10 protein-coding genes and 1 pseudogene are annotated in these 14,386 nt (G+C 75.5%); 7 read left to right on the top strand and 4 right to left on the bottom strand.

From position 1 onward, the window contains the following. Both UW392_RS29180 and UW392_RS29175 read left to right on the top strand, forming a co-directional pair. A pseudogene (locus UW392_RS29180) lies at window positions 1-226 on the top strand (hypothetical protein); the annotation flags it as partial. A gap of 75 nt (window positions 227-301) precedes the next feature. Beyond that, a complete protein-coding gene (locus UW392_RS29175; RefSeq protein ID WP_320778127.1) occupies window positions 302-1,699 on the top strand; it encodes an NAD(P)/FAD-dependent oxidoreductase in 1,398 nt (465 codons plus the stop codon). Between the two features lie 19 nt (window positions 1,700-1,718). On the opposite strand, the gene UW392_RS29170 is transcribed toward UW392_RS29175, so the two are convergent. From UW392_RS29170 to UW392_RS29155, 4 genes are all read right to left on the bottom strand, one after another. Further along, window positions 1,719-2,585, bottom strand: coding sequence for an SMP-30/gluconolactonase/LRE family protein (locus UW392_RS29170; RefSeq protein ID WP_320778126.1), 867 nt, complete (start codon window positions 2,583-2,585; stop codon window positions 1,719-1,721). Beyond that, window positions 2,582-3,358 carry an IclR family transcriptional regulator gene (locus UW392_RS29165; protein WP_320778125.1) on the bottom strand — a complete coding sequence of 259 codons (777 nt, stop codon included), beginning with the start codon at window positions 3,356-3,358 and terminating at the stop codon, window positions 2,582-2,584. Before UW392_RS29165 ends, UW392_RS29170 begins: the two co-directional genes overlap by 4 nt. Before the next feature lie 241 nt (window positions 3,359-3,599). After that, window positions 3,600-4,862: a helix-turn-helix domain-containing protein gene (locus tag UW392_RS29160; protein WP_320778124.1), complete on the bottom strand. Its 1,263-nt coding sequence runs from the start codon at window positions 4,860-4,862 to the stop codon at window positions 3,600-3,602. Between the two features lie 3 nt (window positions 4,863-4,865). Next, window positions 4,866-5,042 (bottom strand): hypothetical protein, encoded by a 177-nt coding sequence (locus UW392_RS29155; protein ID WP_320778123.1) that lies wholly within the window; start codon window positions 5,040-5,042, stop codon window positions 4,866-4,868. A gap of 227 nt (window positions 5,043-5,269) precedes the next feature. On the opposite strand from UW392_RS29155, the gene UW392_RS29150 reads away from it, so the two are divergent. The 5 genes from UW392_RS29150 to UW392_RS29130 all read left to right on the top strand — a co-directional run bounded on the left by UW392_RS29150 (window position 5,270) and on the right by UW392_RS29130 (window position 14,343). Beyond that, entirely contained in the window at window positions 5,270-6,304 is a 1,035-nt protein-coding gene (locus UW392_RS29150; protein ID WP_320778122.1) for a DUF3068 domain-containing protein, read from the top strand. 311 nt (window positions 6,305-6,615) lie between these two features. Continuing rightward, entirely contained in the window at window positions 6,616-7,767 is a 1,152-nt protein-coding gene (locus tag UW392_RS29145) for a glycosyltransferase family 4 protein (protein WP_320778121.1), read from the top strand. Beyond that, window positions 7,764-8,618, top strand: coding sequence for a class I SAM-dependent methyltransferase (locus UW392_RS29140; protein WP_320778120.1), 855 nt, complete (start codon window positions 7,764-7,766; stop codon window positions 8,616-8,618). Before UW392_RS29145 ends, UW392_RS29140 begins: the two co-directional genes overlap by 4 nt. Beyond that, window positions 8,615-12,982, top strand: a complete 4,368-nt coding sequence (locus UW392_RS29135) for an alpha-(1->3)-arabinofuranosyltransferase (protein ID WP_320778119.1) — start codon at window positions 8,615-8,617, stop codon at window positions 12,980-12,982. The genes UW392_RS29140 and UW392_RS29135 overlap by 4 nt, the downstream gene beginning before the upstream one ends. Next, a complete protein-coding gene (locus UW392_RS29130; RefSeq protein ID WP_320778118.1) occupies window positions 12,979-14,343 on the top strand; it encodes a condensation protein in 1,365 nt (454 codons plus the stop codon). Before UW392_RS29135 ends, UW392_RS29130 begins: the two co-directional genes overlap by 4 nt. Window positions 14,344-14,386 lie beyond the last annotated feature (43 nt).

Below are 14,386 nucleotides of genomic sequence, written 5' to 3'. Positions count from 1 at the left end.
CTCCCCGCACGGGGCGCGGCTCGCCGCCGAGGCGGCCATGCTCGCCGACGCCGCGCGCCGGGCCGCGGCCCGCGAGGAACCCCCGTGGCCGCCGCACACCTACCGCCTGCACGCCACGGAGGTGTCCGGTACGGGCGGACTGGTGGAGCTGGCAGGGGAGTTGGCGGCGCGATCATCTGCCGCGGGGGCCGTACCGGACGGTACGGTGAGGGCCTCCCGTGGCTGAGCCACGGTCGAGACCACTGCTGTGACTCAAGGCGGGGAAGCTGCACCGCACCCCGGCCCGACTCCGAGGAGCCCCATGTCGCGTAGAGCTGTCGTCATCGGTGCGGGCCTGGCCGGCATGCTGGCCGCGGCGGCCCTGTCCACCACCGTGGACGAGGTGGTCGTGCTGGAGCGGGACGACCTGCCCGACGGGCCGGAGCACCGCAAGGGGCTGCCGCAGGGACGGCACGCGCACCTCCTGATGGCCGGGGGCCTGGCCGCCATGGAGGACCTCGTGCCGGGCGTGGGCATGCGCGAGCACCTGCTCTCCGTCGGCGCCCACGACATCCCCCTCGGCTCGGGCATGGTGGCGCTGACGTCCGAGGGCTGGTTCCGGCGCTGGCGGCACGACGGGCCGCACATGATCACCTGCACCCGTGCGCTGCTGGACCGGGCGGTGCGGGTCGCGGTGCTGGACCACACCAAGACCGAACTGCGCGCGGCCGGGGCGGTCGGACTGCTCGGCACCCGGGAGCGGGTGACCGGTGTCCGGGTCTCGGGCGCCGAGGGGGAGAGGGAGCTGGCGGCCGACCTGGTCGTCGACGCCGGCGGGCGCGGCTCACGGCTGTTCACCTGGCTGGCCGGGCTGGGCCTGACCGGTGTCCGCGAGAAGACCGTCGACTGCGGACTGGTCAACGCGACCCGCCTGTACCGGGTGCCGGACGGCGCGGAGCGGTTCCCGCTGACGATGGTGCAGGCCGACCCGTACGCGGGCCGGCCCGGGCGCAGCGGGATGGTGCTGCCCGTGGAGGGCGGGCGCTGGATGGTCAGCCTCGCCGGGACCCGGGGCGGGGAGCCGCCGGCGGACCCGGACGCCTTCCTGCGGTACGCGCTGGACCTGCCGGACCCCCTCGTGGGCCGGCTGATCTCCGGCGCCGAGCCCCTCACCGGCGTGCACGTCAGCCGCAGCACCAGCAATGTCCGGCGGTACGTGGAGCGGGCCCGCGACTGGCCCGAGGGCCTGGTCGTCCTCGGGGACGCGCTCGCCATGTTCAACCCGGCCTACGGCCAGGGGATGTCGGTGGCGGCGCTGGGCGCCCGGGAGCTCGGCGCGGAGGTGCGCCGCGCCGGTCCCGCCTCGCCCGGTCTCGCCCGCCGGGTGCAGCGCCGGGCCGCGCGCTGGGTCGACGCGGCGTGGGCCGCGGCCGTCAGTCAGGACGTCCGGTACCCGGGGGTGCGCGGTGCGCGGCCCGGCGTCACCGACCACCTGATCGCGGCCTACACCCGCCGTCTGACGCGGGCGGCCACGGGCTCCTACCCCGCGGCCTCCGCGCTGTGGGACGTGACCAGCCTCCGCACGGGCCCCGGGCGCCTGCTGCGCCCGGCCACCGTCCTGTCCGCCCTCACCGGCTCCCCCCTCCCCCCGGCCGCCCGGCCGCCGCTGACACCGGCCGAGCGGGAGGTGCTGCGGGGCCTGGACCGGACCGGGGGCTGAGCGTCCGTGTCCGCGGCCGTCAGCCCGCGAACGGCGGCTGGAGAAGGCCCTTGCCCGCGCCCGGCAGCACGAACAGGGAGCCCGCCGACGGGGGCGGGGCGTCGAGGCCGGTGCGCGCGGTGGTGATGTACAGGTCCGTCAGGTCCGCGCCGCCGAAGGCGCAGGCCGTGGGGCGCGGCACGGGCAGGGCGACGACCCGGTCCAGGCGGCCGTCGTGCGTGTAGCGGCGGACCGCCGCGCCGTCCCAGAGGGCCACCCACACACAGCCCTCGGCGTCCACGGTGAGGCCGTCGGGGAAGCCGGCGCCCTCCTCCACGGTGGCGAGCGGACGCCGGTTCGCCGGCAGCCCGTCCTCGCCGACGTCGAAGACGTCGATGCGGCGCGTGGGCGTGTCGATGTAGTACATCAGCCGCCCGTCCGGGCTCCAGCCGGTGCCGTTGCTGACACTCACGTCGTCGAGGAGGGTGCGGACCGCGCCGTCGGGGCCGAAGCGGGTGAGGGTGCCGCCGCCCGTGGTCTCGTCATAGCGCATGGTGCCGGCGTACAGGGAGCCGTCGGGGGCGACGGCGGCGTCGTTGCCGCGGCGGCCCGGGACCGGATCGCGGTGCAGCCACCGGAAGGTGCCGTCGGCGTCGCGCAGCGCGACGCCGTCGCGGAGGTTGAGCACGAGACCGCCGCCCGCGCGGGGCTTCGCGGCGCCCACGTGCTGTTCGGTGACGAGGACCGAGCGGCGGCCCGAGGCGGGGTCGTAGGTGTGGACGCGGCAGCCGAGGATGTCCACCCAGATCAGCCGGCCGGCGTCCGCGTCCCAGGTGGGGCCCTCGCCCAGGGTCGCTTCCGCGCGTACGGCGATGTCGGGGGCGGTCGAGGAGCTGTTGAGGTTCATGCCGACACGCTCCGGTGTCCGAGGCGCTCCGACAACTGCGCCGCGCCCTTGGCGGCGAGCTGTTCCAGTTCCACGCGGCGCTCGTCGCTCCAGCGGATCATCGGCACCGAGATGGAGAGCGCGGCGACGACCTTGCCGGTGCGGTCGTGCACCGGGGCGGCCACGCAGGAGACGTCGGGGTTGGACTCGCGGCTCTCCACCGCGACACCGCGGGCGCGGATCTCCGTGAGGGCCGCGCGCAGGGCGAGGGGGTCGGTGATGCTGTTGGGCGTCATCGCGGCGAGTTCGGCGCCGTCGGGAACGCGGGCGCCGAGCTCCGGCTCGGGGAGGGAGGCGAGGAGCATCTTGCCGACCGAGGTGCAGTGCGCGGGCAGCCTGCGCCCGGCGGCGGACACCATGCGGACGGCGTGCGTGGAGTCCACCTTGGCGATGTAGATGACGTCGGCGCCCTCCAGGATCGCCACGTGCACGGTCTCGTCGCAGGTCTCGGCGACGGACCGGGCGACCTGCTGGCCCTCGGCGGCGAGGTCGAGCTGCTCGGCGTACCGGCTGCCGAGCTGGTACGGGCGCACCCCGAGCCGGTAGCGTCCCGGCTGCCCCGGTACCGGGACGATGTACGACCGGGCGGCGAGTGTGGTGACCAGCTCGTGCACGGTGGTGCGCGGCAGCCGGAGCCGGCGCACGATCTCGGGGGCGGAGAGCGTGCCGTCCCCGTCCAGGAAGAGCTCGAGTATGTCGAGAGCCCGGGTCACGGCAGGTACGAGGCGTCCCACGACCGGCCCCCTCCCTTGTATGTGTGTGCTGTAGCCGAGTGCTACAGGTGAGTGCTGTGAGTGAACGCCGCAGGTGAGTACGGAGTGTGTGTTCGAAATTTCAACTGACGATCGGCATGGCGAACACAGGCTAGTCAGACTTCACCCGGCCGGGCAATGGCCCGGTCACGGCCGGTGTGCGCGGGGACCGCGGCCGTGGCGTCGGCGCCGCGGACGCGGCCTCAGCGGCGGGGCCGTGGCATCAGCGGCGGTGGGGCCGTGGATCGCCCAGTTCCCCGCGCAGCCGCTGGGCCCGGAGCACCAGCTCCAGTTCGAAGCGCCGGTCGGGGTCGTCGATGTCATCCCCCCACAGCTCCCTGATCTGCCGCAGGCGGTACCGCACGGTCTGCGGGTGGACGCCCAGCCGCGCCGCCACCTCCGGCGCCCCGCCCCGCGTCTGCAGCCACGCCAGCAGCGTCTCGGCCAGCCGGCGGCCGTGCGTGGGACCGCACTCGGCGAGCGGCGCGAGACAGCGCAGCGCCAGGTCGTCGAGGAGCTCCTCCGGCTCCAGCAGCACCAGCGACTCCGTGTGCTCGGTGCAGCGCAGCACCTCACCGCCGGGCAGCAGCCGCCGTTCGATCAGCCGGACCGCCGCCTGCGCCCAGCGCAGCGACTTCGCCGCCACGGCCGGCGGCACCGGCGGCCCGATCGCGCCCGTCCACCCGGCCAGCGCCCGGTCCAGCAGTTCGGGGCGGCCGCCCGCGTCGGGGTCGGGCACCACCATGCGGGGCTGCTCGTACTCCATGTCGAGCAGCACCTCCTCGCCCACGGCGGGCGCGACGGCCGCCCGCGCGGGCCGCAGCAGCACCCCCACGGCGACCCGCGTGGGCAGCGCCCAGCCGACCCGCGCCGCGCGTTCGGCCAGCGCCTCGGCCGGGTCGCCGCGGTGGTGCTCCGTCAGCAGCAGTTCTGTCAGCCGGCGCTGCAGCCGTAACCGCTCCCCCGCCTGCCGGGCCGCCGCCTCCGCGTAGCCGCGCACCGACTGGTCCACCAGTCCGTCCAGGTACTCGTAACCGGCGTCGACGAGCTCGTACATCGCGGGCGGCGGGATCTCCACGCGGGTGCCGATCTCCGCGAAGCGGCGCCAGGCCAGCCGTACGCCGAGCCGGTAGATCGCCTGGAGGGAGTCCAGGCTGCGGCCCTCCAGACCCTCGCCCCGGCCGAACTCCTGGAAGACGCCGGGCGGCACCCGCGGCCGGTCCCCGGCGGCTTCCGTGCCCCCGGTGGGATCCAGGTGCCGGACGAAGACCTCGATGGCGCGGCGGATGCCGATCAGCGCCATCGGCTCGCCCGAGTCGTCGAGGATCACCGGCAGGTGCGGGTACTCGTGCCGGATCTCGCGCAGGATCTCCTCCGCGAGCGCGGGCGCCTCGGCCAGGGCGATCGCCGCGAACCGCCGCACCTGGGGGCGGGGCACGTCGTGCCAGGCCGAGCGGGTGGTCACGGTCGCCGGGCGCCGGGCCACGCCTCAGCGCTCCCCGCCGGCGGCGGCACCGGTGCCGTCGCCGGTGTCCTGGTAGGTGATGAGCGGGGTGTTCGGCTGGTCCGGGGTCGCCTCCAGCAGGGCGACGACGCCGAACGCGGCGCCCACGGCGAGGGCGGCGGCGGCCGCCACGGTCAGCGCGGCGGCGAGCAGTCTGGACATCGCAGGGTCAGCCTCTTTCCGGAGAGGTCGTCGACAGGTCCGTCCCACCCGGACACCCCACGCCCCACGGAGCCCCTGACCCCGGCCCAGTGTCGACACAGCATTGACACCCCGTCAAGGGTGCGCCTACGGTTCCCGGCCCGTACCGCACGCGCTCTTTCCCTCTCGGTGCCGACCCGGCCGTTCGTCGCGCGAGTCGCGCCGCACCACCTCACTGGAGTGCCCGGATGCGCAGTTCGGCCCACCCGTCTCCCGACCACCACCTCTCACCGGGGCCCTTCGGGCCGCACCTCCCGTCGCCCCTGTCCCTCATACTCCTGGGGCTCGGCACCTTCCTCCTCGTACTGGCGCCGCTGCTCGCCCGGTACGTGGAACCGCGGGCGGCCGTGAACCCCGTCGACATCGACACCACCGCCGTCTACACCGGCACCGGCAGCGTCTTCGACGTCGGCCGGGTGCGGACCGTGCCGGACCAGCGGATCACCATCACCCAGCGGGTCCGCGGCGACGTCGCCGCGAGCGAGCGCAGCGGGGGCGCCGCCGTCTGGGACGTGGTCACCACCGTCGACACCGACGACTCGCTGCCCGCGGCCGATCCGCACGACGCCCTGGACTTCGCCCCACACCGCTGGGTCAGCGACCGGCGGACCAACCGCCCGGTGCACTGCTGCGGGGAGCAGCCGCGCATCACGGGCGAGGCCTACCTGAAGTTCCCCTTCGACGTGCAGAAGCGCTCCTACCGCTGGTGGGACAACACCCTCGGGGCGCCCGTGACGCTCCGGTACCGGGGGCCGGCGAAGGCGGACGGGTTCGAGGGCTACCGGTTCACCGGCACCGTCCCGGCGACGCGGACCGGCACCCGGCTGGTGCCGGGCAGGCTCGTGGACGAGCCGGACCGCCCGCAGGTGGTCGCCGAGGAGTGGTACGCCAACCACGGCATCGAACTGGTCGTCGACCGGGTGACCGGACGGGTACTCCACGCGCAGACCGGTCCGCGCCGTACGCTGCGTGCGCCCGGCGCGAACCGGGACGCAGCCGTACTGCTCGACAGCCGGAAGCTCGCGTTCACCCCCGCGACCCGGCAGGCGGCGGTCGAGCAGGCGGAACGGGACGGCCGGCAACTGCGCCTGGTCGGGCGGACGCTGCCGATCGGTGCCGCCGCGGTCGGATCCGTGTGCGCCGTGGTGGGTGCCGTTCTGGTGATACGCGGGCGTCGGCGACCCGATTCGTCCGGGTCCTCCGCAGCTTTGCGCACGATATGATGACGCGTCAGGTCCAGAAAGCCCGGAATTTATCACTTCGGTGAGTAGCAGCTTCCCGCCGCTGGGCGAAAACTGTCCACCCCACCCGAGCACAGCCCCTCGCACCCCCTCCGGCTCCACCGGTTCCTCACGGTTCCACCGGTTCCTCACGGTTCCACCTGTTACTTCGGCTCCACCTGTTACTTCGGCTCCACCCGGTTCCATCAGCTTCACCGGTCCCATCGGTTCCACCGATCCCCTTCGGCTCCACCGATCCGCACCGCGCCCCTTCTCCACGCTGAGTTCCGCATCCGAGACGAGTTGGAGCACCCATGCCCCAGCACGTGCCGTTCTCGCTGCTCGAGGCGTTCCCGCGCAGCGCGCAGCACCCTCCGGCGCATCCCCCGCAGCCACGCCGAATCGTTTTCCTGGCCCGCCGGGACCTCGGCAACCCGGCGGCGGGCGGCTCCGAGCTGCTGGTCGACCGGCTGGCCGGCGGGCTGACCCGGCTCGGCCACCAGGTGACGCTGCTGTGCGGCGGCCCGGCGGCGTTCCGCGAGTACCGGGTGGTCTCGGCCGGCGGCGACCTGAGCCACTACCTGCGCGCCCGGCCCGCGTTCGCCCGCCAGGTGGGCGACTGCGACCTGCTGGTCGAGGTGTGCAACGGCATGCCCTACCTGGCGCCCCTGTGGCACCGCGGACCGACGCTCTGCCTCGTCAACCACGTGCACACCGATCTGTGGCGGATGCGGTTCGGCGGGCCCCTGGCGCCCGCCGCGCGCCTCGGCCGAAGACTCGAGCACTGGGCGCTGGCGGGCGCGCAGCGCCGCAACCTGCTGGTCGCCGTCTCCCCGTCCACGGCGCACGCGCTGCGGGCGATCGGCGTGGACCGCGAGCGGATCCGCGTGGTGCACAACGGGGTCGAGGAACCGGGGCCGCGGACCCAGCGGTCACCCGAACCGCTGTTCGTCGCGGTGGGACGGCTCGTCGAGTACAAGCGCATCGACCTGCTGCTGCGGCTGTGGGAGCGGGTGCGGCCGGTGACGGGCGGCCGGCTGGTGATCGTGGGCGACGGGCCCGAGCGCCCCCGCCTCGAACGGCTCGCGGGCCCCGACGTGACGTTCACCGGCCACGTCCCCGAGGCCGAGAAGCACCGGCTGCTGTGCGCGGCCTGGCTGCTGCTGCACCCCTCCGCCGTGGAGGGCTGGGGCCTGGTGGTCACCGAGGCCGCCGCGCGCGAGACCCCCGCGGTGGCCTTCGACGTGCCCGGTCTCCGCGACTCCGTGGTGCACGGCGAGACGGGCGTGCTGGCCCGTGGCGAGTCGTCCTTCGCCGCCGCCTGGTGCGCCCTCGCCCTGTCCGCCGAGCGCCGCGTCCTCATGGGCCGGGCGGCCCGCGACCGCGCCTCGCGCTACCGCTGGAACCACACGGTGCGCCGGTTCCGCGCGGTGGCGTCCGAGGCGGTGAGGAGCTGGTCGCCATGACGGCGCCCACCGGGGCGGGCCGGACGGGCCGGATCGTCCGGGCCCGCCGGGCGAAGGAGTCGCCGAGGCCCCCGACGCGGCCGGGACCGCCGGATCCCGCCACGGGGTCCGCGTCCGCGCGCCGGCCCAAGGACCCCTCCCTCCGGCGTTCGGTGGCCCTCTTCCGCGCCTTCCTGCGGGAGCAGCGGGACCCCGAGCACTGCTACACCCTGCTCGCCCGGGACGCCGCCGACCAGGTCGAGGCGTACGACGGGCCGGTCCGCGGCCGTACGGTCGTGGACGTCGGCGGGGGCTGCGGGTACTTCACCGCGGAGTTCCGGCGGCGCGGGGCGCACGCGTACCTGTTCGAGCCGGACGTACGGGAGCTCGGTCCCGAGCCGGCCGAGGGCGCCGTGGTCGCGGACGGGTACCTGCTGCCGCTGGCCGACGGGGCCGCCGACGTGTGCTTCTCCTCCAATGTCCTCGAGCACGTCGCCGATCCCGGTACCTTCCTCAGCGAACTGGTGCGGGTGACCCGGCCCGGAGGGCTGATCTACGTGTCGTTCACCAACTGGCTGTCCCCGTGGGGCGGCCACGAGTGGGCGCCCTGGCACTACCTGGGCGCCGAGCGGGCCCGCGCCCGCTACCGGCGCCGTACCGGCGGGCCGGCCAAGCACACCCTCGGCGAGAACCTCTTCGCCGTGCACATCGGACCCACCCTGCGGCTGGTGCGCGGGCGCGGCGACGTCCGCGTAGTGGCGGCGCGCTCCCGCTACTGGCCGTTCCTCGCCCGGGCCGTCGTGAAGGTGCCGGTCCTGCGCGAGTTCGCCACGTGGAACCTCCTCCTCATCCTCCGGCGGTGTCCAGCATGACGAGCACGGTCCAGGCTCCCCCTCCCACGCCGGTCCGCCCCGCGGGGCCCGGGCAGCGTCCCGGCGAGGGCCCGCGGTCGCGGCGCTGGCTGCTGGGGTTCTGGGCCGTGGTGTTCGTCCTGTTCCTGGCCGTGTCGCCCGGGCGGATGACGTTCGAGACGAAGCTCGGCGTGGCGCTCGACCCGATCCAGTTCCTGTCCGACCTGGGGCAGCTCTGGCACGACCGGGGCGGCTTCGGCGGGATCGCCGACCAGTACATCGGCTACGCCTGGCCGATGCTGCCGTACTACGCGCTGTGCGACCTGCTGCACGTGCCGGTGTGGCTGGCGGAGCGGCTGTGGCTGTCGATCGTGGTGACCGTCGCCTTCTGGGGCGCGCTGCGGCTGATGGAGCGGCTGCGGGTCGGCAGCCCGGCATCGAGGCTGCTCGGCGCGGTGGCGTACGCGCTGTGGCCGACGTTCACCATCGTGGTCGGCTCCACCTCGGCGGCGGTACTGCCGGGCGCGTTCCTGCCGTGGGTGCTGCTGCCGCTCACCGACGAGCGGTACAGCGCGCGGGTCGCCGCCCTGCGCTCGGCGCTGGTCATCCCCTTCATGGGCGGCGTCAACGCGGCGTCCACCCTCGCCTCCCTGCTCCCGGTCGGCCTGTACCTGCTCTCCCGCCCGCCGGGCCCCCGGCGGCGCAAGCTGATCTCCTGGTGGGTGCCCGGGGTGATCCTGGCGACGGCGTGGTGGGTGATACCGCTGCTGCTGCTCGGCGCCTACGGCGAGAACTTCCTGCCCTACATCGAGTCCTCACAGACCACCACGGCCACCATGTCGGCCACCGAGGCGCTGCGCGGTGCCGGGAACTGGGTGGCGTACCTCCACTTCGGCGAGGCGTGGCTGCCCGCCGGATGGACGGTCGCCTCCTCGGTGCTGGTGATCGTCTGCTCCGCGCTCGCGGCCGGGCTGGGCCTCGCGGGGCTCGCCCGGCGGGACGTGCCGGAGCGGCGGTGGCTGGTGCTCACGGTGCTGACCGTCGCGGCCGTCGTCCTCGCCGGGTACGGCGGCCCGTTCGGCGGGCCCCTCCACGAGACGGTGCAGGACTGGCTGGACGGGGGCCTCGCGCCCTTCCGGAACATCTACAAGTTCCAGACCGGGATGGCGCTCGCGCTGGTACTCGGGATGGCGCACCTGGTCGGCGTGGCGGGTCGCGGGCGCGGGCGCGGGGCACGGAACGGGAACGCGCGGCGGGTGCGCGGCCGGCGGTTCGCGCCGCTCGTCGCCGCGGTGCTGGTGCTGCCCGGACTGCTGTGGCCGTACCTCAACGGGTCGGTGCTGCAGCCGGGCTCGTTCCAGGAACTGCCCCGGTACTGGGAGACGACGGCCGACTGGCTGGAGGACAACTCGCCCGACTCCCGGGCCCTGGTCGTGCCCGCCACCGCGCACGGCCTCTACACCTGGGGCTCCCCCATCGACCAGCCGCTCGACGTGCTCGCGAGGTCCCGGTGGGCGCAGCGCGACTACGTGCCCTTCGGCACGCCCGGCAACCGGCGCGCCATGGACGCGGTGGAGCAGGCGCTGCTGACGGGCGGTGAGGTGCCGGGCCTGGCCGACTACCTGGGCCGTGCGGGCCTGCACTACGTCGTGGTCCGCAACGACCTGGACCCGGACCAGATCGGCGCCGTGCCGACGACGACCGTGAAGCGGACCCTGGAGCAGTCCGGGTACGAGCGGGAGACCGGCTTCGGTCCGGTGATGACCGGCGGCCGCATCGCGGAGGGCACCCCGCTCCAGGTCGAGGGGCTGTACCCGCGTCAGCGGGCCGTGGAGATCTACCGGCCGCCCGCCGAGGTGCCGCGCCCCGGCCAGGTGGCGCTGAAGCCGGTCGCGGACACGGCCGTCGTCTCCGGCGGTCCGGAGGCGCTGCTGCCGCTCGCCGCCGAGCCGGCGGTGCGGGGCCGGCCCACCGTGCTGACCGGCGACGGGCACCCGGGGCTCGGCACGCCCGCGGTGCAGGTCACCGGTGACGGGCTGCGCCGTGCGGACACCCGCTTCGGCCTGGTCAACGCCAACACCTCGTACACGTACACCGCGACCGAACGGAACGCCGAGGACGACCTCCAGGCTCCGGGCGCGGAGCCGCACGAGATCCTGCCGGTCGAGGGCCTCGACCACCAGACGGTCGCCGTGCTGCGCGGCGCCCGCTCGGTGACCGCGTCGACCAGCGGCAACTGGCTCTTCCACCTGCCGCAGTACGACCCGGTGAACGCCTTCGACGGGGACCCCGGGACGGCCTGGGCGGAGGGCGCGCCGGACTCGTCCGACGGGCAGTGGCTGCGGATCGCGTTCGACGGCCCGCAGGACGTCCCGTCCTCCTTCTCCGTCACCCCGCTGCCGCCGGACGGCGTGCGGTCGGCGCCGGTCCGCGTCCGGGTGGAGACCGAGCGCGGCTCCGTCAGCAGCTACCTGCGGGCGGACGGCTCGACGCAGCGGGTCGCGGCCCGCGCCGGCACGTCGGAATGGCTGAGGATCACCATCGTGGGGTCGGAGGAGGGTCGGGCCGGGCTGACCGGCGCGGGCTTCTCCGAGATCGCGATCCCCGGCGTGCAGGTCACCCGGATGCTGCGGCTGCCCACCGACGCCGCGCGCTCCGCCGCCTCCGCGGAGGTCGTCTCCCTGCACCGCGCCGCCGACCCCACCGGGTTCTCCCCGACGGGCACCGAGAGCGGACTGCACCGGCGCTTCACCGTCTCCGAGGCGGGCCGGTACGAGGTGCGGGCCACCGCCGTCCCCGTACCGGGTCCGGAACTCGACCGGCTGCTGTACGAGGTCGCGCCACAGGAGCGTGCCCGGGTCACCGCGACCGCCGACTCCACGGCGGCCCTCGGCCCCGGGCTCTCGCCGCGCAACCTCACCGACGGCGACCTGACGACGGCCTGGATCGCGGGCGACCGCCCCACGATCCACCTCAGCTGGCCGGAGCGCACGGAGATCGACTCGGTGGTGCTCGCCCCGGCGGGCGGTCTGTCCACCCGTCCGACCGTGGTGGAGATCAACTCGCCGGACGGTGCCGCGATCGTCGGCGTGGACGAGAACGGCTGGGCCCGCTTCGAACGGATGACCACGGACCGGCTCGACATCACCATCACCGAGACCGCCCCGCTGACCGTGCACAACCCGGTCGCGGGCGACGACCTCCAGCTCCCGGTCGGGCTGACGGAGGCGTACGTCCCGGCGCTCGCGGAGGGACAGCGCACCCCGCAGCCGGCGGGGGACCGCGCGTTCTCCCTGCCGTGCGGGCAGGGGCCGGTGCTCGCGATCGACGGCGACCTGTACGAGACGGGCGCGCGGGGCACCGTACGGGACCTGACCGAGCGGCGCGGCATCGAGCTGACGCTCTGCCAGGGCGAACGGGACGACCCCGGGGTGCAGCTCGAGGGGAGCGCGCACCGCGTGGAGGCCGGGGACGCCGGTCCGCTCGCGGTGACGGACGTGACGCTCACGCGCGGCACGGTGCAGGCCGCGACGGGTACCGACGCCGCCGCCGGACGGGAGGTGCGGGTACGGGACTGGCTCGGTGACCGCCGCGCACTGACGGTCGGCGCGGGCGCGGCCTCGTACCTGACGACGTACGAGAACCACAACAAGGGGTGGACGGCCACGCTGGACGGCCGCGAGCTCGACCCCGTGCGGCTCGACGGCTGGCAGCAGGGGTGGCTGGTCCCGGGCGGCGAGGGCGGCACGGTGCAGCTGTCGTACCGGCCGGCCACGACGTACGAGGCCGGGCTGATCGCGAGCGCTGTCGCCGTGGCCGCGCTGATCGGCGCGGCGCTGTGGCGGCGCCGCTCGCCCAACCGGGACGCGCCGCAGCCCGTACCGCCGGGCCCCGGGCTCTGGCTGGGCACGGTGGCGCTCACCCTGGTCGGGGTCCTGGCCGCCGGGTGGCTGGGGCTCGTGGTGCCGCTGCTGGCGCTGCTGGCGTGGAAACGGCCCGCAGCTCTGGTGCCGGCCGCGTTCCTCGCGCTCGCCGGGGCGGGCATCGCCGCCGCCACCGGCGCCGGGGAGTCGCCGGCCGCCGAGGCGGGCGCGTTCGGACCGGTGGCCCAGGTGCTGGCGGTGCTCGGGCTGTGCGCGGGACTGGTGAGCGTCGGACACGTCGGGCGGCGGGCTCGGCCGGCGGGCGAGGAGCCCCCGGACGGCGGTCCTCCCGGCGGCGCTCCGGACGACGAACGCGGCTCCACACTTCCGTACGGCATCCCGCCGGTGCCGCCCGGGGCCGGTGCGCCGCCCCGCTCGGAGGCCACGACGGAGCGGCTGCCGCCACGGCGGCCGGAACGGCCGGCGAAGGGCGACGGCCCGGAGGAGGGACAGGGCACATGACCGCTGTGGAGCATCCCGCGCGCCACGGCACGGACGGCCCCGCGCGGCCACCGGCCCGTGTCCCGTTCCCCGTGGTGGACGAGGTCAGCCGGCACTGCCAGCAGGAGGAGGAACCGGAGACGGTCCACATCGAGGTCCACCTGCCGGGCCGGCTGGACCCGGGCCGGCTGCGGACCGCCTTCGCCGGGGCGCTCCACCGCCACCCCCGGATACTGATGCGCGAGGCACCGGGGGCCTGGTACCGCCGCCGGTACGAGTGGGAGCTGACGGCGGACGCGGACGTCGACGCGGTGACGTTCCGGCCGTACGGTCCGCACGCGCTGCGCGACGCCCGGAGCAGAGCGCTGGCCGAGGCCCCGCCGCTGTCGGCGGCACCGCCGATCCGCATGGAGGTGGTCGGGGCGCCCGAGGGCGACACCCACGGCGTCGGCGACCACGGCACCGTCCTGCTCCTCACCGTCAACCACACCGCCCTCGACGGTCCGGCCTGCCTGCGCATCCTCGCCACCACGGCGGAGCTGTACGGCGGCCGGGACAACTCCCCCGCCGCGCCCCCGGTGCGTCCGGCGGGCCCGGTGGCCGGCCCCCTCGACACCGCCGCCCCGTCCCCTTGGAGCCCGCCGGCCCGGGTGGCCCGAGGCGCCCCCGCGCCCTCCCCGGCCGCGGGCAACGGCCTGCTCGTCACCGACCTGGACGTCCCGCACCGCCCGAAGGGCTCCCCGTACACCGTGAACGACCAGCTCATGGTCGCCACGGCGCTGACGATCGCGCACTGGAACCGGGAGCACGGCGCCCGCCCCCGGCCACTGCGCATCACGATGCCGGTCGACGACCGGACCCGCGGCGCGGACATGCCCATCGGCAACGGCACCCGCCTGGTGGAGGTGCCCTTCCCGCCGGAGGAGCTCGACCCCGCCCGCCTGGGCGGGCTGCTGCGCCGCACGGCCGAACGCACCCGCGCCCTGAAGGCGCTCCCCCGCCCCCAGCTCGGGCACGGCGCGGCCCTGCTGACCGCCCCGGTCGTGCCGGTGGCCTGGCGCGCCACGTTCACCCGCGGGCTGCGCCGGGCGGTCGCGCCCTGGACGTCGACGACCCTGCTCAGCAACATCGGCCGCATCCCGTACCCGCTGGACTTCGGGGAGGGCGCCGGGAGCGCCCACGCGGTGTGGTTCTCCGCCCCGGCCCGGATGCCGCGCGGCCTCACCGTGACGACGGCGTCCACCGCGGGCCGGCTGCACGTCGCCCTGCGCTGGTCGCGGTCGCTGCTCGGGGACGAGGACGGCGCCCGGCTGCGGGACCTCTTCGCCCACCAGCTGCGCGCCACCTCGGAGGCGGGAGCGTCCGGGGAGGTCGCACCGTGACCACCGGCGCGAACACGGACGAGGGCACGGACGCGAGCGCGAG

Source organism: Streptomyces sp. CRN 30 (assembly GCF_034105845.1).
The sequence above is the reverse complement of the archived record's forward strand: the minus strand, read 5'-3'. Positions and strand labels throughout refer to the sequence as shown.